23 protein-coding genes are annotated in these 25,842 nt (G+C 64.9%); 8 read left to right on the plus strand and 15 right to left on the minus strand.

Annotation, left to right across the window (positions count from 1 at the left end):
- Nucleotides 1-35: 35 nt before the first annotated feature.
- Nucleotides 36-1,271: a M23 family metallopeptidase gene (locus J5474_RS00430; RefSeq protein ID WP_209358377.1), complete on the plus strand. Its 1,236-nt coding sequence runs from the start codon at nt 36-38 to the stop codon at nt 1,269-1,271.
- Nucleotides 1,272-2,857: 1,586 nt separating this feature from the next.
- Here the strand turns inward: J5474_RS00430 and J5474_RS00435 are convergent.
- From J5474_RS00435 to J5474_RS00450, 4 genes are all read right to left on the minus strand, one after another.
- Nucleotides 2,858-3,637: an ATP-binding protein gene (locus J5474_RS00435; RefSeq protein WP_209359467.1), complete on the minus strand. Its 780-nt coding sequence runs from the start codon at nt 3,635-3,637 to the stop codon at nt 2,858-2,860.
- A gap of 65 nt (nt 3,638-3,702) precedes the next feature.
- Nucleotides 3,703-4,668 (minus strand): twin-arginine translocase subunit TatC, encoded by a 966-nt coding sequence (tatC, locus tag J5474_RS00440; RefSeq protein WP_209358378.1) that lies wholly within the window; start codon nt 4,666-4,668, stop codon nt 3,703-3,705.
- Nucleotides 4,665-5,144, minus strand: a complete 480-nt coding sequence (gene tatB / locus J5474_RS00445) for a Sec-independent protein translocase protein TatB (protein ID WP_209358379.1) — start codon at nt 5,142-5,144, stop codon at nt 4,665-4,667. Before tatB ends, tatC begins: the two co-directional genes overlap by 4 nt.
- A 6-nt stretch (nt 5,145-5,150) precedes the next feature.
- Nucleotides 5,151-5,384 carry a twin-arginine translocase TatA/TatE family subunit gene (locus J5474_RS00450; protein ID WP_209358380.1) on the minus strand — a complete coding sequence of 78 codons (234 nt, stop codon included), beginning with the start codon at nt 5,382-5,384 and terminating at the stop codon, nt 5,151-5,153.
- A 232-nt stretch (nt 5,385-5,616) separates the two neighbouring features.
- Here J5474_RS00450 and J5474_RS00455 point away from each other — a divergent pair, with 232 nt between their 5' ends.
- Nucleotides 5,617-6,336, plus strand: a complete 720-nt coding sequence (locus J5474_RS00455; RefSeq protein WP_209358381.1) for a helix-turn-helix transcriptional regulator — start codon at nt 5,617-5,619, stop codon at nt 6,334-6,336.
- A 109-nt stretch (nt 6,337-6,445) separates the two neighbouring features.
- Here the strand turns inward: J5474_RS00455 and J5474_RS00460 are convergent, their stop codons facing one another.
- From J5474_RS00460 to J5474_RS00475, 4 genes are all read right to left on the minus strand, one after another.
- Nucleotides 6,446-7,345: a fructose bisphosphate aldolase gene (locus J5474_RS00460; RefSeq protein WP_425342851.1), complete on the minus strand. Its 900-nt coding sequence runs from the start codon at nt 7,343-7,345 to the stop codon at nt 6,446-6,448.
- 230 nt (nt 7,346-7,575) lie between these two features.
- Nucleotides 7,576-8,928, minus strand: coding sequence for a cytochrome P450 (locus J5474_RS00465; RefSeq protein WP_209358383.1), 1,353 nt, complete (start codon nt 8,926-8,928; stop codon nt 7,576-7,578).
- Nucleotides 8,925-10,172 (minus strand): hypothetical protein, encoded by a 1,248-nt coding sequence (locus J5474_RS00470; protein ID WP_209358384.1) that lies wholly within the window; start codon nt 10,170-10,172, stop codon nt 8,925-8,927. Before J5474_RS00470 ends, J5474_RS00465 begins: the two co-directional genes overlap by 4 nt.
- Nucleotides 10,173-10,283: 111 nt before the next feature.
- Nucleotides 10,284-11,033, minus strand: a complete 750-nt coding sequence (locus J5474_RS00475; protein WP_209358385.1) for a cytochrome c biogenesis CcdA family protein — start codon at nt 11,031-11,033, stop codon at nt 10,284-10,286.
- Between the two features lie 94 nt (nt 11,034-11,127).
- Between J5474_RS00475 and J5474_RS00480 the strand changes: the two genes are divergently transcribed.
- On the plus strand, nt 11,128-11,349 hold the full coding sequence (locus J5474_RS00480; RefSeq protein ID WP_209358386.1) for a sulfurtransferase TusA family protein: 222 nt from the start codon (nt 11,128-11,130) through the stop codon (nt 11,347-11,349).
- A gap of 86 nt (nt 11,350-11,435) precedes the next feature.
- On the opposite strand, the gene J5474_RS00485 is transcribed toward J5474_RS00480, so the two are convergent.
- Both J5474_RS00485 and J5474_RS00490 read right to left on the minus strand, forming a co-directional pair.
- The gene (locus J5474_RS00485; protein ID WP_209358387.1) at nt 11,436-14,645 is read right to left on the minus strand and encodes an Rne/Rng family ribonuclease; all 3,210 of its coding nucleotides are present in this window, start codon (nt 14,643-14,645) and stop codon (nt 11,436-11,438) included.
- Between the two features lie 609 nt (nt 14,646-15,254).
- A complete protein-coding gene (locus J5474_RS00490) occupies nt 15,255-16,391 on the minus strand; it encodes an anhydro-N-acetylmuramic acid kinase (RefSeq protein WP_209358388.1) in 1,137 nt (378 codons plus the stop codon).
- Nucleotides 16,392-16,454: 63 nt separating this feature from the next.
- Here J5474_RS00490 and tyrS point away from each other — a divergent pair, with 63 nt between their 5' ends.
- Nucleotides 16,455-17,702 (plus strand): tyrosine--tRNA ligase, encoded by a 1,248-nt coding sequence (tyrS, locus tag J5474_RS00495; RefSeq protein WP_209358389.1) that lies wholly within the window; start codon nt 16,455-16,457, stop codon nt 17,700-17,702.
- Nucleotides 17,703-17,809: 107 nt separating this feature from the next.
- Here tyrS and J5474_RS00500 read toward each other — a convergent pair whose 3' ends face one another.
- Nucleotides 17,810-17,983: a hypothetical protein gene (locus tag J5474_RS00500; RefSeq protein WP_209358390.1), complete on the minus strand. Its 174-nt coding sequence runs from the start codon at nt 17,981-17,983 to the stop codon at nt 17,810-17,812.
- Nucleotides 17,984-18,028: 45 nt separating this feature from the next.
- Here J5474_RS00500 and J5474_RS00505 point away from each other — a divergent pair, with 45 nt between their 5' ends.
- On the plus strand, nt 18,029-18,922 hold the full coding sequence (locus J5474_RS00505; RefSeq protein WP_209358391.1) for a GNAT family N-acetyltransferase: 894 nt from the start codon (nt 18,029-18,031) through the stop codon (nt 18,920-18,922).
- A gap of 73 nt (nt 18,923-18,995) precedes the next feature.
- Here J5474_RS00505 and J5474_RS00510 read toward each other — a convergent pair whose 3' ends face one another.
- The 3 genes from J5474_RS00510 to J5474_RS00520 form a co-directional block, all read right to left on the minus strand.
- Nucleotides 18,996-19,985, minus strand: a complete 990-nt coding sequence (locus J5474_RS00510; RefSeq protein ID WP_209358392.1) for a DUF3179 domain-containing protein — start codon at nt 19,983-19,985, stop codon at nt 18,996-18,998.
- A 192-nt stretch (nt 19,986-20,177) separates the two neighbouring features.
- Nucleotides 20,178-20,741, minus strand: coding sequence for a peptidylprolyl isomerase (locus J5474_RS00515; RefSeq protein ID WP_209358393.1), 564 nt, complete (start codon nt 20,739-20,741; stop codon nt 20,178-20,180).
- Complete coding sequence (locus J5474_RS00520) at nt 20,731-21,240, minus strand: peptidylprolyl isomerase (protein ID WP_209358394.1); 510 nt, start codon at nt 21,238-21,240, stop codon at nt 20,731-20,733. The genes J5474_RS00515 and J5474_RS00520 overlap by 11 nt, the downstream gene beginning before the upstream one ends.
- 121 nt (nt 21,241-21,361) lie before the next feature.
- On the opposite strand from J5474_RS00520, the gene J5474_RS00525 reads away from it, so the two are divergent.
- Both J5474_RS00525 and J5474_RS00530 read left to right on the plus strand, forming a co-directional pair.
- Nucleotides 21,362-22,576, plus strand: a complete 1,215-nt coding sequence (locus tag J5474_RS00525; RefSeq protein WP_209358395.1) for a phosphoglycerate kinase — start codon at nt 21,362-21,364, stop codon at nt 22,574-22,576.
- Nucleotides 22,577-23,931: 1,355 nt separating this feature from the next.
- Nucleotides 23,932-24,231: an FtsB family cell division protein gene (locus J5474_RS00530; RefSeq protein WP_209358396.1), complete on the plus strand. Its 300-nt coding sequence runs from the start codon at nt 23,932-23,934 to the stop codon at nt 24,229-24,231.
- Here J5474_RS00530 and J5474_RS00535 read toward each other — a convergent pair whose 3' ends face one another.
- Nucleotides 24,232-24,624 carry a DUF6924 domain-containing protein gene (locus tag J5474_RS00535; RefSeq protein ID WP_209358397.1) on the minus strand — a complete coding sequence of 131 codons (393 nt, stop codon included), beginning with the start codon at nt 24,622-24,624 and terminating at the stop codon, nt 24,232-24,234.
- 219 nt (nt 24,625-24,843) lie between these two features.
- Between J5474_RS00535 and pdhA the strand changes: the two genes are divergently transcribed.
- A complete protein-coding gene (gene pdhA, locus J5474_RS00540) occupies nt 24,844-25,842 on the plus strand; it encodes a pyruvate dehydrogenase (acetyl-transferring) E1 component subunit alpha (RefSeq protein ID WP_209358398.1) in 999 nt (332 codons plus the stop codon).

Here is a 25,842-nt window from a genome sequence, read left to right on the forward strand (position 1 = left end):
CGGTGACAAGGGGCGCATGGAACGAGGACATCGAGATGACGCCACAAAGCTCCGCCCCCGCCGCGCGCCGGTTGACCCCGACGCTGCACCGAAGCCTTTCCGCCCTGGCGCTGATGGCCGCGCTTGGCGCCTGCACCGGCATGGATGTCGACATGCGCGGCCGCATGGGCGGGCCGGTCGACACCTCCGCTGCGGCGGCGCAGGCCACCGGCACGCGGCCGGCGCCCGACGATCGCGGGCTGATCTCCTATCCGTCCTACCAGGTCGCCGTCGCGCGCCGGGGCGATACGGTCGCCACCGTCGCCACGCGCGTGGGTCTCCCTGCGCAGGAACTGGCCCGCTACAACGGGCTTCAGGTCACCGATCCGCTGAACCGGGGCGAGATCGTCGCCCTGCCGCGCCGCGTGTCCGAACCCTCTCCCGCCACGGGAGCCACTACCACCGGCCCGCTGACGCCCGCAACCACCGTCGATGTGGCGACGTTGGCAGGCAACGCCATCGACCGCTCCCCTGCCACCAGCCGCACGACGACGACCGCAGCCGCTCAGGGTGTGGAGCCGATCCGCCACCAGGTCACCCGCGGGGAAACCGCGTTTTCCGTGGCCCGTCTTTATAACGTCAGCCCGCGCAGCCTGGCCGAATGGAACGGGCTGGACCGCGATTTCACGATCCGCGAAGGCCAGTTCCTGCTGATCCCGCCGACCGTGGGCACCGCCAGCGCACAGGCCGACAGCGTGACACAACCCGGCGCGGTCTCACCGCTGCCCACGCCGCCCTCTGCCGCGACGCCCCTTCCCGCGGTGGACGAAAAGCCGCTGACCCCTGCCCCCATCACGGATACCGCGACCCCGACGCCCGCGCCGAAACCAGCCCCGGTGGCCGACATCGGCCAGAAGCAGACAAAGCCCGCCGCCACGACGTCGGTCGGAATGATGATGCCGGTCGACGGCAAGATCATCCGCGACTACGCGCCGGGGAAAAACAACTCCGTGGTCATTGGCGCCAGCCCCGGCACGCCGGTGAAGGCCGCGGCGAGCGGCACGGTGATCCATGCCGGTACATCGGCCAGCGGTCTGACCTTCGTGCTGCTGAAACACCCGGACAACATGAATACCGCCTACGCAAATATCTCCGATATCGCGGTGAAAAAGGGCGATGCGGTTTCAAAGGGGCAGACAATCGCGCGGATTGCCGCCGGGGAGTCGGGGTCACTTGAATTCCGGGTCCTGCGCGGCAGCGAGAGTGTCGACCCGATGAACTACGTGAAATAAGGCGCGGTCCTTCGGGTGATGCATTCCGCCCTGTGGGACAAGCAAGCCTGTCGCGGAAACGCGGCAGGCTGTTGATTTACCGCGATATCTGAACACGGCCCGATTTGAACACGGCCTGATTTGAACGGCGCCTGGGCTGCATCAGGCGAAACATGTGCGAGAAAACAGTCTCGCATGCATCTGGCAGTCCCGTGCCAGCAGAAAATCGAGCGCTTTCGGCGCTTTTTCCTTCTGTTTCCGCACATCGGCCCAATGTTCTTGTGCCGCGGGCTTGACCGTTCTCCCCGGAGAACACGCGGAGATTTCCGCCTCTTGGGCCTCCTGACCCGGCGGAAAATCTGCTCTTTGGTCGGAAAAAACGACTCGAGGCGGAACCGCGAACGACGCGATTCCGAATGGCAAGTTTGGCGACTGTCACCTTCAAGCTCTCCCAGCTCTATCCGGGCGCGGGCAAGTTTCATCCCAACACCTGCGCCAATCCGGACTGAACCGCTCCGGTTCCACCGGAGGCTCCGAAGTAAGTATGGATGGAGCCTATGGCACGAGACACCAGAGCGAACCGCCATACGCCTGAGACGCGACAGCAAGGGCAAGGCCACGGAGAAGACGGCCATACCGGAGGCCGTCCGCGTCCTGCACAAACCCTGCATCGCATCGCCTGGTTGGAGGGGTGGTCCTCGCCTGTGGGCCCACAACGACGGCATGTATGGCGTCTCCGCAGACTGATGCCCGCACCGTCACGGAGGCCAATATCGCGGACCAGGACCATATGGCGCCTGCGCCGCGCAGGACCGGCCCGTATCCGGGATCGAACCGGATCCCCGTAGTTCCGAAGCTTTGGGTGCCGTCTGGGTGCCCGTCTGAGTGTCTGTCTGAGTGTCTGTCTGAGTGTCTGTCTGGGTGCCCGTCTGGGTGTCCGCGCCGATGCAAGCGGGCGGAGAGCTCGACAAGGTCGTCGGATTCCCGATCCTCCCGCGGCATCTGCGTCGGGAGGTGAAGAACATCCCGTTCGATGGCCCGCTCGATGCCGGTCTCCGCGGGAACCTGGCGCCGTGGGTCTACAAGGCAACCTGCAACCGGCGGGCACCGTCATGAACCGACGTGGCGTTCGACGAGGCGAAGGCGGCGGGCCGGACCGGATCCCGCAAGAACCCGCCATGTTGAAAGAAGCGCATCCCTCACCACGGGAAATGGCCGCGATGGTTCCCGTCGCGGCCATTCTCATTGCAGCCAGTTCCTACAAACCGTGCCCCACAAGCCGGTATCCGTCAGCCTTCGGGGCCCTGCCTCCCACGGCGTGCCTCCTCCGGCACGGGCAATGACGTCGTAGCCGGCTCCGGCGCGGCCCAGGCTCGCTCCAACACACCCTTAAAAGACACGAACTGAAAAGAAGGCAATAGCGTCGGAAGGGGGCGACGCAAGACACCCGGACTGCTCCTCCAGAGCCATCCTGCAACCGAAAAAGCGGCGCCCACCCTTTGGCTTCTTTGGTTCTCAAATACCGCGGGGGGCACGGGGGCAGAGCCCCCGGCGGCGTGGGCGAAGCCCGCGCCGGTTACCTGGTCCCCAAGCCAAAGGCGAAATCCTCAGAAGAGGGTTACGCCCTTGCGGCCGGCAAGATCGACGAAGTACTGCCAAGCCACACGGCCGGAGCGGGATCCACGCGTCGCCTGCCACTCGATCGCCTCGGCGCGCAGCGTCTCGGAATCGATTTCCACGCCGTGGGCCGCGCAGTAGCCCCGGATCATTTCGAGGTACTCATCCTGCGAACAGGGGTGGAAGCCCAACCACAGCCCGAAGCGGTCGGAGAGGGAGACCTTCTCCTCCACCGCCTCGCTCGGGCTGATGGCAGAGGAGCGTTCGTTCTCGATCATGTCGCGCGGCATCAGGTGGCGGCGGTTCGAAGTTGCATAGAGGACCACATTATCCGGCCGCCCCGCCACGCCGCCATCCAGCACGGCCTTCAGGCTCTTGTAGTGCTGGTCGTCGTGGCTGAACGACAAGTCGTCGCAAAACAGCATGAAACGATATGGCGCCCGGCGAAGCACCTCCAGAAGGCGCCCGACCGAAGGAAGGTCCTCGCGCTGAAGTTCCACCAGCTTCAGGTCATGTCCCTGCGCACGCACCGCCGCGTGCACCGCCTTCACCACGGAGGACTTGCCCATTCCCCGCGCGCCCCAAAGAAGCGCGTTGTTCGCGGGCATGCCGCGGGCGAACTGTAGCGTGTTGGCCAGCAGCGTGTCGCGCGCCCGGTCGATGCCCAACAACAGGTCCAGGCTGACGCGGCTGACAGAATCCACCGGCACCAGCCGGTCGGGATCGGTGTCCCAGACAAAGGCTTCGACCCCGAAATCCGGCTGCCGCATGGGTGGCGGCGAGATGCGTTCAAGAGCCTCGGCGATACGCGTCAGTGCATTGGTCTGCGGGTCGGTCACTTCGTATCCTCGTCGAATTCCTTCATCAGCGGGTCATCCTTCGACGCCTTGGCCGGGTCCTCTTCGAACCACAGACCTTGCGCCTTCAGGTCTTTTTCGCGCTTCTTCTCGACGCGGCGGACCAGGACGATAGACACTTCGTACAGCCCGTAGACCACCACGAAAAGGATTGCCTGGCTCACCACGTCCGGCGGTGTCACCACGGCGGCCAGCACGAGAATTGCGACCACGGCGTATTTGCGCACCGATCCCAGGCCTTCGGCAGACACCAGCCCCGCCTTGCCCATCAGCGTGAGCAGGACCGGCAGCTGGAAACAGAGGCCGAAGGAAACGATGAAGACCAGCGATGTTTGCAGGCTTTCGTTCACCTTGCCGAAGAAGGTGATCTTCATGCCTTGCTCCGTCTCCGGCACAATTGCGGCGTTCGGGGCTGCGTTCGGGGCGACATCCACAGCACCCGAGAGCATATTGGCAAAAATCGACGGCGCGTCGGTGAAGCCCAGAAAGAAGGTCATCGCAAGCGGCGTCACAATGTAGTGGGCAAAGGCCCCGCCTGCGAGGAACATCACCGGCGACGCGACGAGGAAGGGCAGGAAAGCGCCCTTCTCGGACTTGTAGAGGCCCGGTGCCACGAAGCGCCACAGCTGGTACGCGATCACCGGAAAGGACAGGCCGAAACCAAACACCATGGCGATGCGGAACAGAACAAAGAGGTATTCCTGCGGGCTGGTGTATTGCAGCGTCGGCGACGGATCGCCAAGCGCGCGCAACGTGTGCTCGATCGGCCCCAGAAGAAAGCGCAGGACGTGCTCCGCCAGGAAATCCCCCTGCCAGGGGATGAACATCACGCATATGCCAACGAACAGCGCCAGGATCGAGCGGATCAGCCGCGTGCGCAGCTCTGCCAGATGTTCGATCAGTGGCGCGGCGCTGTCTTCCAGCTCGTCTTGTGCCTGGCTCATGCCTTGTCACTTTCGTCCTTGGCGGGCGCCGGGGGCGCGTCCTCGGCCAGCGCCTGCTCCATCTCGGCGGCCTTGGCGGCGGCCTCCTCGGCCTCCCGCTTCTTGCGGTCGGCGGCGGCGCGCGCGGCGTTGGCCTCGATCTTGCGGCGGGCCTCCTCGCGCTCCTTGGCAAGCTTGCCGGTCTCCGAGTTCGGGTCGACGTCGGTCAGCGACTTCGCCGCGTCGCGCACCCCGTCCATGGCGCTGCCCACCGGGTTGGTGGCCGTCCGGACGGTTTTCTGGATGTCCTTGACGCCTGCCTCGTCGGCGGCATCGTTCATCGCCCGGCTGAACTCGCGTGCCATGCCACGGGCCTTGCCCATGAACTGTCCGACTGTGCGGAACAGATGCGGCAGTTCCTTCGGCCCGACCACGATCAGCGCGACGATGCCGATGACCAGCAGCTCGCCAAAGCCGAAATCGAAAACCAGAGGCATGAAGGGTTACACCTTGTCCTTGGTCTCGTCGGCCGGAGCCGGCGCCGGCGTCACGTCCGTGGCCTCGTCTGCCTTCTGGTCCTCGATTTCCTTGGACCCTTCGCTCACGCCTTGCTTGAAGGCGGTGATGCCCTTGCCCACTTCGCCCATCAGCGAAGAGATCTTGCCGCGGCCGAAAAGAACCAGCACGACGACGGCGATCAGGAGGAGGCCAGGAAGGCCGATGTTTCCGATACCCATGGGATTGTCTCCGTATGAAGGTTGTCTGGCGGACCCGGGCACGCGGCCCCGTCCGGAAATTCGAGTTGTTGAATACGGCATGCCGCGCGGCGGGGAAAGCACCAAACCGACCGCTCACGCAGGCGTATGTGTCATGAGGTTGTCAGTTGTCGGGTTTCTGTCAGTATGTCCCTGACTGAGCCCAAGCAAAAGCGTCAGCGGACGCAGCAAAGCCCCGCGCAAAGGCAGCCTCATGACCCCGCCCCCGACACGGCCCCCGACACGGCCCCCAACACGGCCCACCACTCCGCCGACCACACGCAAGGACCGCCTCTATGCCATCACGCAGCGCCTGCGCGACGGGCGGCTGCACACGGCCGAGGCGCTGGCACAGGATCTCGGCGTGTCGGTACGCACGATCTACCGCGACATGGAGGTTCTGGCCGCCTCCGGCGTGCCGGTAGAGGGCACGCGAGGCTACGGTTACACGGTGCAGGCCGCAATCACCCTGCCGCCCCTGAACCTGACGGAGGCCGAACTGGAGGCGTTGCACCTTGCGCTCGCCGCGCTCGGTGCTTCCGAAATGCCGGAGCAGGCCGCCGCCGCCCGCGCGCTCGCCGCCAAGATCGACGCCGTGCTGCCAGAAGAAGCCGGCCAGACACCCGCGCCCTTCGGCTTTGCCACCGATGCTTTCGCGGATGCCGCACGCGGCTTCGTGCACATGCCTGCCATTCGCGCGGCCATCCGCGCGCGGCAGAAACTGCGCGTGGTCATTGCGGGCACGGCGCACGACCTGAGACCGCTGGCGCTGGACTATTTTGGCCGCGTCTGGACCTGCGTGGCATGGTCGGAAACGCTGCGTGACTTTCTCACCTTCCGCATGGACCGGGTGGAGGAGATGCGGCCCCTGCCCTCGCTTTTCGTCAACGAACCGGGGCGCAGTCTGGCGGATTGGCGGGCGCGGTCAGCGTAAGGTTGATCGCGCGGGCGCAACCGCGCCCACCCCATGCGGAAACCATGAACCCCCGCACGGCGGAGCCATGCGGGGTCATTCAGAGGTGCCGGAGTTTTCTGTTTCCGGCTTAGACCGAGGCCTTGTAAATCTGGTCGATGTTCGCCCCCAGAGCCGCGTTGAAATCCGTATCGGGCATCTGCTTTGACAGGCCCTCGGTCAGAGCCCGGCTGAAAGAGGCGATCATCTTTGGCTGACGCGCCAGACGGGCACAGGCCTCGTCGGTGGAATAGCCGCCCGAGAGCGCCACCACGCGCACAACGCGCGGGTGATCAGCCAGCGAATCATACAGCCCGTCGACAGTCGGGATGGTCAGCTTCAGCATGACGTCCTGCCCGTCCTCCAGCGTGTCGAGGTGCTTGGCGATCTCCGCTTTCAGGATTTCCTCCGCCTTGGCTTTGGTGGCGGACTTTATGTTCACCTCCGGTTCCAGGATCGGCACCAGCCCGCAGGACAGAACCGTGCGGCCCACCTCGAACTGCTGCGCCACAACGGCTGCGATGCCCTTCGCATTGGCCTCCTGGATCACTGAACGCTCCTTCGTGCCGAAGATCCCGAAAGCCGCCGCCTCCTTCAGCGTGTCTTCAAGGCCCCGAATCGGCTTCATCATCTGCACGCCGTCAGCCTCGGCTTCCAGCCCCTTGTCGATCTTGAGGAAGGGAACGATGCCCCGATCCTCCCAGAGCGCCTGGGCCGTCGGCTTGCCAGCGACTTCGCCGCGCATGGTGCGTTCGAAGAGGATCGCGCCCAGCACCTTCTGCTTTGTAAAGTCCGGCGCAGTGATGATCCGCGTCCGCATCTGATGGATCTCGTCGAACATGGCCGCGTCGCCGTCGTACATGTCTTCGGTCACGCCATAAAGCGCCAGCGCCTTCGGCGTGGAGCCGCCCGACTGATCGAGCGCGGCGATGAAGCCCTGCCCCTCGGCCATCTGCTGTTTCATCTGCTGGAACGCGTCGCTCGCCATCATGCCACTCCCGGTCAAAACTGGTTTGCTTCCGGTTAACCCGGTTTGGCGCGCAAACCTAGAGGGAGATCAGGCTGTTAACGCTAAACGTTGCAAAGGACGCGCGCCTCCCCGGCCCGCGTGTCCTGCGGCGACGCCGGACGTGAGTATTTTGCCCCAAGGAGAAACGGGAACCAGCGCCCTGCTTTCTGTTGGTGGCGGTAGGCGCATACAAAGCCCCTACGCAAAACCCGTCAGCGGGGATCGATCCGCAGCCAGATCCCGTCGCGCGCGCGGACGGTCAGATGCGCTTCGGGTACCGGGTCGCGGCCTTCGACGCGGCTGACCCGAAGATCCCGCAGGATGAGGGAGAGCAGCAGCACCCCCTCGATCATGGCGAAACCGGCCCCCGTGCAGACGCGTGGACCCGCCGAGAATGGGATGTATGCCTCGCGCCCGCAGCGCTGGCCGTTTTCCGTCTGCCAGCGGGCAGGATCAAAGGCGTCGGGGTTTTCCCACAGGCGTTCGTGGCGATGCAGGTGCCACGGGCTAAGCACCATCTGCGCACCCGTGGGAATGTCGCGGTCTCGGAACCGTTCGGGACAAGTCGTCTCTCGCACCATCATCGGCACCGGCGGATACAGGCGCAGCGTTTCGCGGAAGACATCCCGGCTGAGGCGCAGTTTCGCCACCTCTGCAAAGCTGCACTCCACCAGCCCCAAGCGCGCCTCTTCGGCCAGCCGGTCCTGCCACTCCGGCTTGAGCGCCATGAGGTATAGCGCCCAGCCAAGCGCGGAGGCGGAGGTCTCGTGCCCGGCGAGGAAGAAAATCGCCACCTGGTCGACCATCTCCGAGGGGCTGAAGGTCTCCCCCGTTTCGGGGTCGCGCGTGGTCATGATCTTGGTCGCGAGGTCGTCGGGCGCGGTGCCTTTGGCGATCTCGGCAGCACGCGCGTCGGTCAGCTGACCGATGAGGGCCCGGATGCGGCGGGCGGCCGACTTCGTATCCCGACGGAAGAATCGCGGCATCCAGCGCGGGCCGGGGATGAAGGCAGCCAGGTTCAGGATCGGTTGCGTTCGCTGGTAGGCGCGAAATTCGCGGAAAACCTGCGAGGCCAGCGCGTCCTCGATCGGGATGGAGAACAGCGTGCGAAAGATCACATCGGCGGCGGCGTGGCTGGCCTCCGCCTCGATTTCCACCACCTTACCCGCGCGTTCCGTCAACCTTGCGCGCGCGGCCTGTGCTGCGGCGACCATGGCGGGGAAGGTTTCCTTCAGCCGCCCGCCTTCGAAGGCGGGATCGATGATGCGTCTTTGCCGCTTCCACATCTCGCCGTTCGTCAGGAAAACCGAGTCGCCCAGCAGCGGTCTGAGGCCGGCCCCGATGCGGTCGGATTTCGGAAAATCCATCGGCCGGCGCTTTAGGACCTCTGCTATCAGATCCGGCTGGTTCAGCAGGTAGGACCGGAAAAAGGGCGTGCGGAACTCCGCCATCCATGCGCGATACAGCCTCGCGGGCTGTGCAGACAGGATGTCCTGCCGAAAAAGCCTGACGTAGTGCCAGAGGGAAACACGGTCGGGCCGCGCGGCGGGCTTTGGCGGGATCATGGCGCGGTGCTCGTGTAGCGGGACACGGCGTGGTCGATGCGGCTCGCCGAGGGCGGGCGGTCGGCGTAGCGCGCGGCCAGCGTCAGCGGGCCTGCGGTTATGCGGAAATAGTCGTAATCCAGTGGCCGGTCAAAGGCGCAGAGGTACTGGAAATGCAGGCGGAAGAACTTCCAACGCAGCGCCTTCCAGCGTTCCGGGCTCAGCGATCGGGTGAACTGCGCTGAAAAGACCAGCGGCCAGCGTTTACCCTGTGGCGCGACACCGGAGACGCTGACCGGATCGCACAGCGCAAAGGCACAGCCGTCGCCGGGCGCGGTGACGTCGATCCATGTCAGCTCCGCGCGCGCGGAAAGGTATTGAAGATCGGCGCGCAACCGCCACGCGTCGCGCAGGAAGGAAACCATCGGCGCGACTTGCCCGAGGCTGAGGAAACCAAGCGCGGGGCCTTTGGGTGGCACCTTGCCCGCGCGGATCAGGTCGGCCAGGACAGAAACGGCGAGATGCGCGCCAGAGGAATGGCCGACGACCAGCACCTCGTCCCAGTCCTGCGCCAAGGCCTCGGCGATAGTGTCGCCAAACTCGGCCATCCGCGCCTCAAGAGCGGGCGGGTTTGCGCCATGCCAGCGCGCGGCATAGGCGTAGTCGTGCATCAGGTAGTAGGCAAAAAGCTTGCCGTCCTTCGCTTTGAACCAGCGCAACACCGCCCAGGCCAGCCCGGCGCCAATCAAGACCGCCGGGTAGACCGACCAGTTCCCGATGACCCATCCTGCCGCGAACGCCACCGCTGTGAATGCAAGCCAGCCGAGAGCCAGCGCCAGAGCAAGCTGCAACAACAGGGCGCCAACCGGGTACAGCGCCGCGATCACCGGACCCTTGCGCAGCCGCATCAGCCGAAAAAGCGTGCCTGTCGCGATGTATTCCCACGCCGTACGCACAAGCTGCCCATAGGTGGCAGGGATCGTGCTCGACATGCTGTCACGAACGATGTCGGACCAGACAAGCACTTCCACATCGGCGTTGACCTCCGCGCCGTCCTGCGCGCTCTGGACATGCCAACCGTAGGCGCCTCCGGTGCGCTTTGCCCGGAGCGACAGCGCGTAGCCCGAAATCTCTGCCTGCGCGGCGCCTTCCTTGCGGTAGAGTTCGCGGTAGCGGCGGGGGTGAATCGGATCGTAGCCCGGAATGTAGAACACCCGGCGCCTGGCCACCCTGCCGGTTTGACAATCTGCGGACTGCTCTGCCATGCCTCGCCTCTTTGAGCCAAGGTTAACGCAGTTTTCCGGCGAGAGTAAGGCGCGGTCCGGCGGGATTTTTCCGTGAAAACCCGGCCCCCGATCCGACCGTCAGCCCAGCGGTCAGCCCAGTGTCGCCAGCCCTGGAAAAGTGTCGAGCAGCCAGAAGGAAAACGCCGAGAAGGCCCCGGTCACCAGTGCCAGCCCCACAACGATCAGCAGCGCCCCCATGACCCGTTCGATCATCCGCATGTGGCGCTTCATGCGGTTCATCAGGCCCATGGCTCGGCTCAGGAACAGCGCCGCAAGCAGGAAGGGAATGCCCAGCCCCGCCGCGTAAACACCAAGCAGCGCGGTGCCGCGCGCCACGGAACTCTCGGTTGCCGCCAGCGACAGGATCGCGCCCAGTTGCGGGCCGATGCAGGGCGTCCACCCAAAGGCGAAGGCCAGCCCCAGAAGATAGGCGCCAAAGGCAGACCCACCGGCATCGCCCGCATCCATCCTCGCCTCGCGGTCGAGGAAACCGATCCGGAAAACGCCAAGGAAATGCAGACCGAAGACGATCACCAGAACGCCCGCGATGCGCCCCAGAAGCACTTGGTTCTGAAGGAAGAACGACCCCAGCCACGAGGCGGTGAAGCCCAGCAGGACGAAGACCGTGGACAACCCGAGAACGAAGAACAGCGCCGCCAGTGCAACCCGGCCACGCGCGCGCCCCTCCTGCATTTCGCCCATACTGACTCCCGACATGAAGGCCAGATAGGGCGGCACGATAGGCAGAACGCAGGGGCTGAGGAAGGATACGATCCCGGCCACCAGCGCAACCAGCATGGCGGGGAGGAGCGACGCGTCTATGATCTCGATTCCAAACATGGGAGCAGGCTTAGGGCATCCGCGTCATGCCGTCACGCGTCCTGCGGTCACAAGCCCGTGGACGCGTTGTCACATCACGGATAGATCGGCGGTCATGACACATGAACTCGATGCCACGGGGCTGCTGTGCCCTCTTCCTGTCCTGAAGGCGCGCAAGCGCCTTATGGCGCTTTCTTCCGGTGATGTGCTGATCGTCACCACCGACGACCCCGCCGCCGTTATTGACATTCCGCATTTCTGTGCCGAGGCCGGACACACGCTGCAGGACGCCGGCGAGAATGGCGCGGCGATGATCTGGACCATCGTGAAGGGCTGACGCTCCGGCGGGTCACCCCGTTGAAGTAAACGGAAAAGGCCCGCGCCGGAAGGACGCGGGCCTTTGTCATTGCGGTCCGAGCGGGCTTACCGGCCCAGCGACCACCAGCCGCGACGCTTGGTCTTCGGTTCTTCTTCGGCGGACTGTGCCTGCGCTTCGGAGGGCGCTGCTTCGGCCGATTGCGCTTCAGCCGATTGCGATTCCGCATGGGCGGTTTCAGTCGGCTGCGCTTCGGCTGGAGCGGCTTCGGCAATCGGCTCTGCCGGGGTCTCAGGCTGCGGTTCGGCCTCGGCGGTCGCCTCTTCACTCGGGGCCATCTGGGCCACGTAGTCAGAGGCCTTCACGCGGGTGCGGGCCGGACGGGCCTTCTCTGCGATCTCGCCCTCGCCGTTTTCGCCCAGCTCGGCGGCGGGTGCCGATTGGGCCGGGGCCTCTTCGGCAGCGACAGGTGCCTCCGCCTCGACCGGGGCGGGTGTGCTTTCGGCCGGACCCTCCGGTGCGGTTTCCGCCACCGGCGTTTCGACCGGGGCTTCCGACTGCGCCATATCGGCGACCGCTTCCGCGACAGGCGCCGCTGCAACCTCAGCCGGGGCCTCTTCCGTCACGTCAGTGGCGGGAGCCTCTCCGGTCGGCTGCGTGGTTTCCGGCTCCTGGGTATCGGAAGCCTTCGACCGGGAGCGTGAGCGGGACCGCGACCGCGTACGGCTTGGCTTTTTCTTTGCCTCGCCCTCGTCGGAGCCAGCCTCCGCGCCATCCGTTTCCGATGCGGATTCATCCGAACCGCTCTCCTCATCGGAAGAATCGCCATTATCGGACTGATCGTCACCGTTCTCGCCGTCCTTCGATTTGGACGACCGACGGCGGCGACGCCGACGCTTTTTCTTCGGCTTCTCTTCGCCGTCTTCGGAGGCGGGGGCCGGCGCTTTCTCGTTCGCGCTCTTGTCCGTGGTCTCCTCGACCTCCGGCTCTTCTTCAGCGATTTCAGCGTCCTCGTCGTACTGACCTTCCTCATCCACGAGGTCCATCAGCGAGGTGTCGACCGACACCACATGCGACGCGGGCTCCGGTACGGAGCGCGTCGCGGTCTTGAACTTCTCCAGCGAGAAATCCGGCGCGATCAGATGAACGTCGCCCTCGATACGGACGGCCATGCCATAGCGTGCCTCGATCATGGCGACGTGTTCGCGCTTCTGGTTCATCAGGTAGTTGGCGATACCCACCGGGCATTTTACCAGAACCTCACGCGACCGCCGCCGGACGCCCTCTTCCTCGATCTGGCGCAGGATCTGCAGCGCCATGTTGTCGTCGGATCGGATCAGCCCCGTGCCGTGGCAGGCGGCGCAGGGCTGCGTCGTTGCCTCGATCATACCGGGGCGCAGGCGCTGTCGCGACATCTCCAGCAGGCCGAAGCCCGAGATGCGGCCAACCTGAATGCGTGCGCGATCGGTCTTCAGCTTGTCCTTCAGCTTCTTCTCGACGGCGGCGTTGTTCTTGCGCTCGTCCATGTCGATGAAGTCGATGACGATCAGGCCGGCGAGGTCGCGCAGACGCAGCTGGCGGGCAACCTCTTCGGCGGCCTCCAGGTTGGTCTTCAGCGCGGTCTCCTCGATGGAGCCTTCTTTGGTCGCACGGCCGGAGTTCACGTCGATGGCAACGAGCGCCTCGGTCACACCGATGACGATGTAACCGCCGGATTTCAGTTGCACGGTCGGGTTGAACATCCCGCCCAGGTACGATTCGACCTGAAAGCGCGCGAACAGCGGCATGGGCTCGACGTAGTGCTTCACGTTCTTGGCGTGGGACGGCATGATCATCTTCATGAAGTCCTTGGCCACGCGGTAGCCACGCTCGCCCTCCACCAGCACCTCGTCGATCTCGCGCGAGTACAGGTCGCGGATCGAGCGTTTGATCAGGTCGCCTTCTTCATAGATCTTCGCCGGCGCGATGGATTTCAGCGTCAGTTCGCGGATCTGCTCCCAGAGGCGCTGCAGGTATTCGTAGTCGCGCTTGATCTCCGTCTTCGTGCGCTTGGCGCCAGCGGTGCGGATGATCAGGCCCGCGCCCTTGGGCACGTCGATCTCGTTGGCGATGGCCTTCAGCTTGGAACGGTCGGTCGCGTTGGTGATCTTGCGCGAGATGCCGCCTCCGCGCGCCGTGTTGGGCATCAGGACGCAGTAGCGACCCGCGAGGCTGAGGTAGGTCGTAAGCGCCGCGCCCTTGTTGCCGCGCTCTTCCTTGACCACCTGGACCAGCATGATCTGGCGGACCTTGATGACTTCCTGAATCTTGTAGCGACGTGCACGGGACGGCTTGCGCACGGGGCGAATGTCCTCGTGGGTGTCGTCGTCGGCCACGGATTCGATGGATTCGTCGCGCGCGGAAGCGTCGTTACTGTCGTCCTCCTCATCGTCATCCTCGTCGGAGGCGTCGCCGTCCTCGGCGGTTTCGCCGGGCTCCGCGCTGACAACCAGCGCGTCATCGTCCGAGGCAGCCGCCATCGGGCGCTGTGGGGCCGCGCTCTCTTCGGAGCCGCCTTCTTCGGAGTCGGTTCCGGACGCCTCTCCGGCTGGCGGCTGGTCTGCCTGAGCGTCGACTGCGGGTTCGGAGGTTTCTTCCGCCACCGTCTCCGGTGCTGCCACCGGGGCGGCAGGCTCCGCATCGACCGGAACGGCCTCTGCGGCGGGGGAACTTGTCTGAACGGATGCCGGGGCTTCGGCCTCGGAGCCATCCGATTCGATGGACTCCACCGGCTCGCCGATCGGCGCCTCGTTCACGGTGGTCATGGGAGAGAGTCCCTCGCCCGGAGCACCCGCTTCGGCCACGGCCTCCGTCTCTTCACCGTCACTGAGGTCGATCGTCTCCATGCCGGAGATCTCGCGCTGGTCGTCCTGCGACGCGATAGCCTCCGTCGTCTTCTCCGAAGGCTTGGGCTTCGGCGAGGACTTCTTTCGCGACCGCGAGCGGGACGCGCGCTTCGGTTTGTCTTCTTCTTCCTCGGCGGCTGCGGCGAGCGCGGCCTCCTCCTCCATCAGCGCCTTACGGTCGGCGACGGGGATCTGGTAGTAATCGGGATGGATCTCCGAGAATGCGAGGAAACCGTGGCGATTGCCACCGTAGTCCACGAAAGCCGCCTGCAAGGACGGCTCTACGCGCGTTACCTTTGCGAGGTAGATGTTGCCAGCCAGCTGGCGCTTGTTCTCCGATTCAAAGTCGAACTCCTCGACCTTGTTTCCGTCCACCACCACGACGCGGGTCTCTTCCGCGTGGGTGGCGTCAATAAGCATTTTCTTTGCCATGTATCCTTGATGCGCGCCGCAAGCCCCCCTGAACCGGGTGGCGCAAGGTTGCGTGAGGCGTGTCTTGTCTGGGCGAATTGTGACGGGCCGGCGCATGAAGCGAGGACGGCGTTTCCGCTCCTGCCCTCGTGCCTTTGCTGCGCCGTGCGCGTCATCGCGGTTCTCTCCGACGCCTGTATCACGCATACTCCGTGATCGGCGCCCGCTTTAAGCCTGTCGCCTGTGGCGGCCCCGTCGGGGTCCGCGTGGCTAGGGCCGGTTCATCGGCCTCCGAAGTGCTGCGGACCTCGGTCCGCCCGCGCTTCTCGGGACCCAATCGCTCTGCCACGGGGCACCATGTGGCGCGGGTCCGTCGCAGCGAAACTGTCTGGCTGGCGCCCGAATGGCGCGGCAGCCTGTCCGTCAACATAAGGTGCGGACGCATCAAATGACAATGGGCAAAAACATCTGCCCGGCCTTTTGCATCGTCCGCTCCCGCAAGCCCCTGCACAGCCGGGAACGGGTCGCCCTCCCCAGTCCAAAGCCAGCGTGCCCGATCCGCAGGACAGGGCGCAGGGACAAGACGGCAGGAGTGCGCTTCCTCATAGGTCCCAGGTGGTTAAGCCGAAGTTAATTTTTACCGGCGCGTCGCCCGGTTTCCTGTTCGGCAGGCATTGCGTCCGGACGGCTGACCTGCCCGCCGCCAACCGGCGCCGCCACGCCCGTGGTGCCCGGCGCCGATGTCGGCAGCCCGCGCCTCACCCGCACCGCGAGATAGGCGAAGGCCTGCGCCTCCAACATGTCTCCGTCGAGACCTGCGGCCTCCACCGGCTCTACCGGGCAATCGAGACCTGCGCGCAGCATGTCCATCATGACAGGGTTCTTGCGCCCGCCGCCGGTTACCAGCAGCCGTGCAGGGGGTTTCGGGCAATGCTCCATCCCGACCATCACGGAAGAGGCCGCCATGGCGGTCATCGTCGCCGCCGCATCGGCGTCGCTCAGTTCGTGAACCAGATCCAGCATCAACGAAAAATCGTCCCGGTCCAGGGACTTGGGCGGCATTCTTCGGAAATAGGGTTCACCGAGGAATAGTTCCAGCGCGCCATCCTCCACCAGCCCCTGCCGGGCCAGCGCGCCGTCCGCGTCATAGGGCTGCCCGCGGCGGCGGCGCATCAGGTCGTTGAGGGGCGCATTGGCCGGGCCGGTATCAAAGGCGAGCAGCGCGCCGGGCGTCTCGGGCTTTGCCGCGCGTGGATCGACCCAGGTCAGGTTCCCCACGCCACCGAGGTTGAGAAAGCACAGCGGCTCTTTCGCGCCGATCCATTGCGCGCAGGCCCAGTGGAAAAACGGCGCCAGAGGCGCGCCCTCGCCGCCAAGCGCCACATCCGCCGAGCGGAAGTCCCAGACCACCGGGCGACCCAATGCTTCCGCCAGAACGGCTCCGTCACCCAACTGATGCGTGCCGCGCCCGCGCGGGTCATGCGCCAGCGTCTGGCCGTGAAACCCCACGAGATCGGCGTCGAGCCCTGTCAGAACATCGATATGGGCGCGGTGCACCACGTCCGCCGCCTCCGACAGGTCCGCATCCTGCCACTGGCCCAGAGCCGCGTGCAGCACGACGGACTCCACCTCCGAGTAGGGTCGATAGGCTCTCGCCCCGAACTCGGAAATCGTGACGCCATCGGTCACCACAACCGCCGCGTCGACGCCATCAAGCGACGTCCCCGACATCGCCCCAACCGCCCGGATCTGCGCCTGTCTCATCATGCCCTTTCCCTCGTGCCCTGCGGCCCTTATAGGATGCCCGAAGTTTTATACGAGAGGCCTGCCATGACCTACCATCCCAAATCGGCTTTCATGCGTGTCATGATGGAGCGCGGCTTTCTTGCCGACTGCACCGATTATCAGGCGCTGGATGACGCGCTGAGCCAGGGATGCGTGCCGGGCTATATCGGCTTCGATGCCACGGCGAAGTCGCTGCACGTGGGCAGCCTGATCCAGATCATGATGCTGCGCTGGTTGCAGAAGACCGGACACCAGCCGATCACGCTGATGGGCGGCGGCACGACGAAGGTGGGCGACCCGTCCTTCCGCGCCGATGAGCGCCCGCTGCTGACGCCCCACCAGATCGACGAAAACATCGCTGGCATCAAACAGGTTTTTGCCAAGTACCTCGATTACGAGGGCGACACCCCGGCGCTGATGCTGAACAATGCCGAATGGCTGGACGGGCTCAACTACCTCGACTTCCTGCGCGACATCGGACGGCACTTCTCCGTCAACCGTATGCTGTCCTTCGAGTCGGTGAAATCGCGGCTGGACCGGGAGCAGTCGCTGTCGTTTCTTGAATTCAACTACATGATCCTGCAGGCCTACGACTTCCTCGAACTGAACCGGCGCTACGGCTGCCTGTTGCAGATGGGCGGTTCGGACCAGTGGGGCAATATCGTCAACGGGATCGACCTGACGCGCCGGGTGCTGGATCATGAGATTTATGGGCTGACCTCGCCGCTCCTGACGACGAGCGACGGCAAGAAAATGGGTAAATCCGCCGATGGCGCCGTCTGGCTGAACGCCGACATGCGCTCGCCCTACGAGTTCTGGCAGTTCTGGCGCAACACGACGGACGCGGACGTCGGCCGCTTCCTGAAATTGTATACCGAACTTCCGGTCGAGGAATGCGACCGGCTGGGCGCGCTGCAGGGCTCGGAGATCAACGACGCCAAGATCGTTCTCGCCAACGAGGTCACAACCCTCTGCCACGGTGTGGGGGCGGCACAGGCCGCAGAGGCAACGGCGCGCGAGGTTTTCGAGAAAGGCGGCGTGGGCGACGATCTGCCGACGCTGGTGCTGACGGCGGAAGAGGTGGCCGAGGGGATCTCCATCGTGCAGCTGCTGGTACGCTCGGGTCTGGCGAAGTCCGGCAAGGAAGCGAAACGCCTGATCGCCGAGGACGGCGCGCGCATGAACGACGCGGGGCTACACGACGCCGGACTGATGGTGGACGCGGGCGCGCTGGCCGAGCCTATCAAGCTGTCGGCTGGCAAGAAGCGCCACGCGCTGGTGAAACTCGGCTGATCCTGCGGGCGCCAAGGTTCCATCGCGCGGATGAAAGCGGCGGTTCCCTGATGGGGGCCGCCTTTTTCGTTGCCCGCCCGCCTGTCAGCGCCGTTTGTCAGCCTTGGCTACCAGACGGCCTGAACCACCGTCAGCAGCAGGACCGGCACCGCGAGAATTCCGAAGGCAAGCAGCGCCGCCGCCCCGGTTGGTCGCGGAGGGGCGATGGCGCCCACAGTGCTGCGGTAGGCGCTGCGGCTGGTGCGACGGGGCGGCGATGCGCGTGAAACCTGAGTCTTCATACCGTCATTAAGCCATTCACAAGTTTTCATCCGGTTAATGACAGAATGACCGACTCGCTCGCCCTGCCCCTGCCCCAAAGTCCGGAGTTCGCCCGCGCCTGCGCGGCGCTGAACCTGCCACTGCGGCTGTTGAAGCGGGAACAGCGGCAGAAGGAGACCTTGCGCTGGCAGGTGCAGTCGCGCCGCATGGGTTTTCTCGGGCGGGTCGACCTCGTATCGCGCGGCCCCGTGGCGAACGATCCGGAAGCGCTGGAGGACTGGGTGCGTCGCTGGCATCACTGGCACGACGGCTGTCCATTGATCCTGAACGCGGACGGCATCCCTTCGCAGGTGCTCCGTGACGGTGGCTTTTGGCCGCTGATGACGCCGGCCAGCCTCGGAATACTACGCCTGCGTTCGGCTGCAGAAATGCGCATCGGGCTGCGCCAGAAGTGGCGCAATCGGCTGAACCGGGCGGAGCGGACGGGGATCACGGTGCGGCGCACCGACCTGGTCCCCGGGCACTGGGTGCTGGCGGCGGAGACGGAGCAGGCCCGCGCAAAGCGTTATCGTGGCCTGCCGCCATCCTTCGCGGTGGCCTTCGGTCAGGCGAATCCCGGAATGGCCCAGGTCTACGAGGCAATGCTGGATGAACGGCTTCTTGCCGCCGCCGTGGTACTGCGGCACGGCCGCATGGCGACATGGCAGATGGGACAGAGCACGGCCGGGGGAAAACGGTTGAACGCAATGAACGCCGTGCTCTGGGAGGCCATGCGTGACCTTGCATCGCGGGGCCACGACCGTCTCGATCTCGGAATCCTGAATGCGCAGGACGCGCCAGGGCTGACGCGTTTCAAGCTCGGCACCGGAGCAGAGGTGCATCGGCTGGGCGGGACATGGCTGCATCTGGGCTGTCTTGCGCCTGTCGCACGTTGGCTGCCGCGAAGGCTCTGCGCCTGACATTTTACATTTCGCGATGACCACTTGTGGATATCATCGGCATATCTCTCACTTTCTGATCCATTCTGGACAATCAGGGTTCGAGCATCCACTTCCCGTCGGGCCAGAACGCGTGGAACGCGAAGGCGAACAGAACGTCATGCGGCACGTCGCGGCCAGTGGCGTCGCGCACCCGGATCGAACCCACGTCGCGCCCTGCCGCGATCCGGTCACTGTCGAGAGCGGACGCCTGTCCCGGCGTCCAGTCAATGGCATACCCAGCCTCTCTGATGCGTTCCTCTGCCGCGACGCGATCCAGCGGCCAAGCACGTTCCCCCACGCGGACGACACGCATCAGGGGAGGAATGCCTTGCGGCGGGTTTTCCCCGCTGTAAAGAAACGGCCGGATGGACGTGTCGTAGCCCCGGTAGGGGTTGCGGCCGTAGGGGCGGTTCCATTCGGGTTCGGCCATCACGCGCCCCTCGGGGTAAGCCATGCGAAAGCCCCCCCAGCTATCCATCCATGCAGGCAACTGCCGAAGGGTCTGCCCGGTCATATCCCCCACGATGCCCAGTCCCAGCGCCTGCTGCCACCAGCTTTGGGTTTCGCGGTCGTACATGACCATGTCGGAGTTTCTCAACTTGCCGGTGACCCCAAAGCTCAGTACCTGCCCGGCCACGCGACGATCGAAGACCAGCGCCGAGTTGCACAGCGGGCAAAAGGTTACGGCAACGGGAATGCCAGCCACCGTGTCGTTGACGATTTCGTGCCATGTCAGGTAGCGGATCGGGTAGGCACGGGCTGGTTCCCCTTCTATCGCCAGCGTGATGACGGGTTCCATCGCGCCGATACGGGTCTCTCCCTCTGCGGCGACAAAAGCGGGATCAGACAGCGCCGGAATACCGTCCTTGCCCGGTCCGCCAGAGAGGATCTCGGCCCACGAGTCCACCGTCGTGCGCGAGAAATCGGTTTCAGGCCATTCGTGTTTCCAGAAGGACGGGTCGGCCGCAAGAGGGCCGGCGCAAAGCGTCGCGAGGATAAGGAGCAGCGCGCGCAAGACTGCGCGGGTTGGGACGGGCGGCATGGCTTCGGTCCTCAAGGCGGGGGAGAGGGACTCGGCTGTCAGGATGGCCCGAGGGACAGCACAGCGCCAGAAAAAAGCGTCCGGGCACCGGGCGCGATTTTCAGAGGAGGTTCGCGACCCCGTCACGCTTCGGATAGGAAAAGGGGCGCCGCGACAGATCGGGCGCCCCTTGTCATTGACGGTAGCGGAACGTCACTCGGTGACGGAGACCTTTTCCATGCGGTCGGGCACACCCGCGACGGCGCCAGACTGCGAGTGGCCGCGCTTGATGGCGTCGACCACATCCATGCCCTCGGTCACTGCGCCAACGACCGTGTACTGGCCGTTCAGGAAATGACCCGGAGCAAACATGATGAAGAACTGCGAGTTTCCGCTGTCGGGGTTCTGCGACCGCGCCATGCCGACCACGCCGCGTTCGAACGGCAGGTCGGAGAATTCCGCCGGCAGGTCCGGGCGGTCGGACCCGCCCTGCCCTGCGCGGCGCATGTCAAAGCCGTCCTTCGCCATGTTGCCAAAGGCCACATCGCCGGTCTGCGCCATGAAACCGTCGATCACGCGGTGAAAGACGACCCCGTCATACGCGCCGTCTTTGGCCAGCTCCGTGATCTGTTCCACGTGCTTCGGTGCCACGTCCTCGAAGAGGTCGATGCTGACCGTGCCCATGGGGCCATCCTCGCCCGCGACCTCGATTTCAAGGCCGGTGGCGAAGGCGGGGGACGCCAGCAGCGTGAGCGCAAGCGTCAGATTACGCAACATCGGCGGCCACCTTCACAGAAATCATGCGGTCGGGGTTGGCGGGTGGCTCGCCACGGGTGATCGCGTCGACGTGCTCCATGCCCTCGATGACCTGCCCGTAGACGGTGTACTGACCGTTCAAGAAATCGTTGTCCTTGAAGTTGATAAAGAACTGCGCGTTGGCCGAGTTCGGGTTGGACGACCGCGCCGCCCCCAGCGACCCACGGGCATGCGGGATGCGGGAGAATTCCGCCGGCAGGTCCGGCAGGTCCGAGCCGCCCGTGCCAGCGCGGCGCAGGTTGAAGTCCTTCTCCATGTTGCCATTCTCGACGTCGCCGGTCTGCGCCATGAAGCCGTCGATCACACGGTGAAAGCAGACATTGTCGTAGGCACCGGCACGGGCCAGTTCCTTCATCCGCTCTGTGTGCTTGGGTGCCACGTCGGGCATCAGCGCGATGGTGACGGTGCCGCCTTTGAGCTCCATCAGGATGGTGTTTTCGGGATCCTTGATCTCGGCCATGGGTCATTCCTCGTTAGGTTTTGCGGCAGGGTTTATCGTGGCGGGGCGGCAAAGCCAAGAAGCGTTGACCTCCGGCGCGCGAGCGGGCAACACGTTGCCGACTGGTTACGGGAGTTGACACATGGCCTGGAAGACGCTGGACGACATGGACCTCGACGGCAAACGGGTGCTGACCCGCGTCGACATCAACGTGCCGGTCGAAGACGGCAAGGTGACGGATGCAACCCGCATCGAACGGATCTGTCCCACGGTTCAGGACATCCTGTCGCGCGGTGGCAGACCGGTGCTTCTGGCGCATTTCGGCCGCCCCAAGGGCGAGCGGCGCGACGACATGAGCCTGCAGCCGCTGATCCCCGTGCTGGAGGCGCAGCTCGGGGCGGAGGTGGTCTTTGCCGCCGACTGTATCGGCCCGGCGGCGCAGGCCATCGTTGACACCTTGGGCGACAATCAGGTGGCACTTTTGGAGAACACGCGCTTTCACAAGGGTGAAGAAGCGAACGACCCCGAACTGGCCCGCGCCATGGCCGAACTGGGCGACGTCTACTGCAACGACGCGTTTTCTGCCGCACACCGCGCGCATGCCTCGACCGAGGCATTGGCGCATCTGCTGCCTGCCTGTGCGGGCCGCCTGATGCAGGGCGAACTGGAGGCGCTGGATTCGGCGCTGGGATCGCCGCGCCGCCCGGTGCTGGCCGTGGTCGGTGGCGCGAAGGTATCGACCAAGCTGGAGCTGCTCGGCAACCTCGTTACCAGGGTCGACATGCTGGTGATCGGCGGCGGCATGGCGAACACCTTCCTCGCGGCCAAAGGCGTGGACGTGGGCAAATCGCTTTGCGAGCACGAGATGGCGGAGACCGCGCGTGAGATCCTCGTCAAGGCCGGGGACGCGGGTTGCGAGATCATCCTGCCGGTCGACGTGGTGGTGGCACGCGAGTTCAAGGAAGGCGCGGAAAACGAGGTCGTCGCGGCCGACGCCTGCCCGGCGGACGCGATGATCCTCGATGCCGGACCGGAGTCGGTCGAGGCGGTGAAGGCGGCCATCGACCGGGCGGAAACGCTGATATGGAACGGCCCGCTCGGCGCCTTCGAGATCGCCCCCTTCGATGCGGCGACCAACGCCGCTGCCAAGCACGCGGCCCTGCGGTCGGAGCACGGCCAGCTGGTGTCTGTGGCGGGCGGCGGCGACACGGTTGCCGCCCTTAACAGGGCTGGCGCTGCAGAGGATTTCTCTTACATTTCAACCGCTGGCGGTGCGTTCCTCGAGTGGATGGAAGGCAAGGTACTGCCCGGAGTCGCGGCGCTGGACGATGGCGAGGAGCCTGTCGCGGAGGACTGAATTTCGCCGGCCGAATTATGGATGAAAGCGGACGTCGGATGGAAGGCCCTTTTGGGTGGGTGGCGTTGACAGGCATCATCCAGCGCCGGCAAGCAACCATTACGCGCGGGGCCAAAGACCGCATCCCGGGGCGGCGGAGTTCCGGGAAAGGCGTCACCCGCACCTCGAATCCGGCGGGCGGGATCGCGCAAGAGGCAAATAGCCTGAAGGCGCGGTGAAGGCCGCCGTTCTGTCCGCCACACGCCCCGCCCCGCATGCCGGACAGATCAATGACGTTCACGGGCGGGCCCGGCAGACCGTTCCCGTTCGCGCTGGACCCGACTGGGGTCGGCTTTTCGTTGACGAAAGCAGAGAGATCGAGGACGCGCCCCGGCCTGATGACATGAGGGGAAACGGTTGCGGGAAGGAACCGATGCGGAGACCCCTGAAAAAGGCGTCATCGACGATGTCTGGGGACGGCGAGCCCTACCCCGGGCAGCGCACGCAGGGACCGGATGTTCCCGCCGATGGAGACATCTGGCGCCGTCTCTCCATCACCAAGCTTGCTGCCCATCGAATGAGTTACCAGCAGAGTACGATGATCCTGCGCGGGCAGCGCGGACAGAAGTCCTTCGAGGCCGTCGCCCGAAAACATGACGTTGTCCCGGTCCTAGAAGGACCAGGAAAAGCCGACCACCGGCCTGTGCGCCTCGTACGCCACCACGATCTGGGCCAGCGGGATATCGCCTCCGCGTTGTTGAGGTTGGAGCCGTGGACAAAGACGAGCGCCGGCCGACCCTCATCCGGCAGCGCCCGGCGAAATTCCGCATCCGTGCGGGAGGCGGCACTGCGGCTGACGACGAAGCCGCGCGCTGGATCTGTGGGCGTTGCCCGGCCATTCGATGTGCCGGGTAACATGGTGCTCGGACACCGGCAGGTCGACACGACAATAGAGAAAAGACGCGTCGCGGTGATTGCCGAGGTTCTCCGTTACCGAGCATCGCGAGCCCCGGAATATTCGCGAGCATCGGCGCGGACGGCCCGGTCCTTTGCGGGAAGCGATTCGAGGCGACGTACAGGCTTTGCACCTGCCCTTACCACCCGGCAAGATCGGGCATGATCGTGAGCGTCCAGCGCGCTACGCGGGCGGTCAGAATTCGCCGCATGCGGGCGAGAACAGCCGCTGCCGCGACGCCGCATCATGACCTTTGTGGCAACCCACCCCCGTATGCCGGAAACGCGGTCGCGGTGCAGGAATGCAACGCTCATGCCCCGAATCAGATTCCCGCAGTGGCGTGACTTTCCCTGATTCGGCCGGTATGGCAATCTTTGGAAAAGCGCATCCGACAGACGATGCAGACAGGCAGACATCGACCATGACACCCCGTCGCACCCCATCGCTGGGCGTCCCCGTGTTCTTTGCGGTGACCCTGAGCCTTTCGGCTTACTTCACCTTTGCCGCCGTACAGGGCGATTTCGGCATCTTCCGCCGCGCGGAGTTCAAGGTGGAAGGCGACCGGCTGGAGAGGGAACTCTCCGAAATCCAGAGCGAAGTCACCCGGATGGAGAACCTCACGCTGCGGATGTCGGACGGCTATCTGGACATCGACCTGCTCGACCAGCAGGCGCGCGACGTGCTTGGCCTCGTGCGCGGCGACGAGATCGTGGTCAACTGATCATATACCTTCCTGCGGGGTAAAGACGCCGTCCTCGCCCACCTGCTCCAGCATTTCTTCGAAATCCATGTTTCCGGTGGAGAGGTTGTTTTCCACCATCCAGACATCGGCGGCGCGCACGCGGAACTCCGCCCCGGTATCTGCCTCCACCACGAGGATCTCCCAGCTCTGGTCGCCCATGGCGTGTTCGTCCGCGAGATAGAGAACGGGATCGTCCGGGAAGGCGTCGATAATCGTGTCGGCATCCGCTCCGTCAAACGTGTCGTCCTCGACAAGATCAAAGACAGCGGCGAATCCCATGTCGTTGCCCCGCAGGGCGGTTTCGACCAGCGCCTCCCAGGAGGTATCGTCGTCGAAATCGGTACGGATCAGGCGGGCGGTATCGTCGGCCATGGGGGTCTCCGGGTCTGGATGTCTGCTGCGAAAACGCCCGTGGTGACAACAAGTTTCCTTCCGGTGCGACTGCCCGCTGAATTTCGCATTGTGTGCGAATTTGGCGCGAAACAATGTTGCGCTGTCTGGACGGATGGCCGAGGGCGAGCTACGCTCACCGCCAAATACGTTGCCGGTTATGTTCAACGTTAAACAACCATATCCTGGGGAGGAGAGGCGATGGCTACGCGCAAGCCCGCCGCCAAGGCGAATGTCTCGGCCAAGGAACTCACGGCCTGGTACCGCGACATGCTGTTGATCCGGCGTTTCGAGGAGAAGGCCGGACAGTTGTACGGCATGGGTCTGATTGGCGGCTTTTGCCACCTCTATATCGGGCAGGAGGCCGTCGTTGTCGGTCTCGAGGCCGCCGCCGAGGAAGGCGACAAGCGCATCACTTCGTACCGCGACCACGGCCACATGCTGGCCTGTGGCATGGATCCGAAAGGCGTGATGGCCGAACTGACCGGGCGCGAGGGCGGTTACTCCAAGGGCAAGGGCGGTTCCATGCACATGTTCAGCCGGGAGAAGCATTTCTACGGCGGCCATGGCATCGTCGGGGCGCAGGTGCCGCTGGGCGCGGGGCTGGCGTTCTCTGACAAGTACCGGGGCGACGACCGGGTGACCTTCACCTACTTCGGCGATGGTGCGGCGAATCAGGGCCAAGTCTACGAGACCTTCAACATGGCAGCACTGTGGAAGCTGCCGGTGATCTTCGTCATCGAGAACAACCAGTACGCAATGGGGACGGCGCAGGCGCGTTCGACTTCCACCCCTGACCTGCACACGCGCGGCGAGGCCTTTGGCATCCCCGGCGAGATCGTCGACGGCATGGACGTGGTGGCGGTACGCGATGCCGGCGCGAAGGCGATCCGGCACTGCCGGTCCGGCAAGGGACCGTACATCCTGGAGGTGAAGACCTATCGCTACCGTGGTCACTCCATGTCCGACCCGGCCAAGTACCGGACCCGCGAGGAAGTGCAGAAGATGCGCGAGGAACGCGATCCCATCGACCACGTCCGCGAGATGCTGCTGCAGGGCAAGCACGCCACCGAGGAGGATCTCAAGGCCATCGACAAGGAGATCAAGGCGATCGTGACGGAAGCGGCTGATTTCTCCCGCGAGAGCCAGGAACCTGCGCTCGATGAGCTCTGGACCGACATCTACGCGGAGGTGCACTGA

It is taken from the genome of Sagittula salina, from assembly GCF_017813235.1.
GTDB lineage: Bacteria > Pseudomonadota > Alphaproteobacteria > Rhodobacterales > Rhodobacteraceae > Sagittula > Sagittula salina.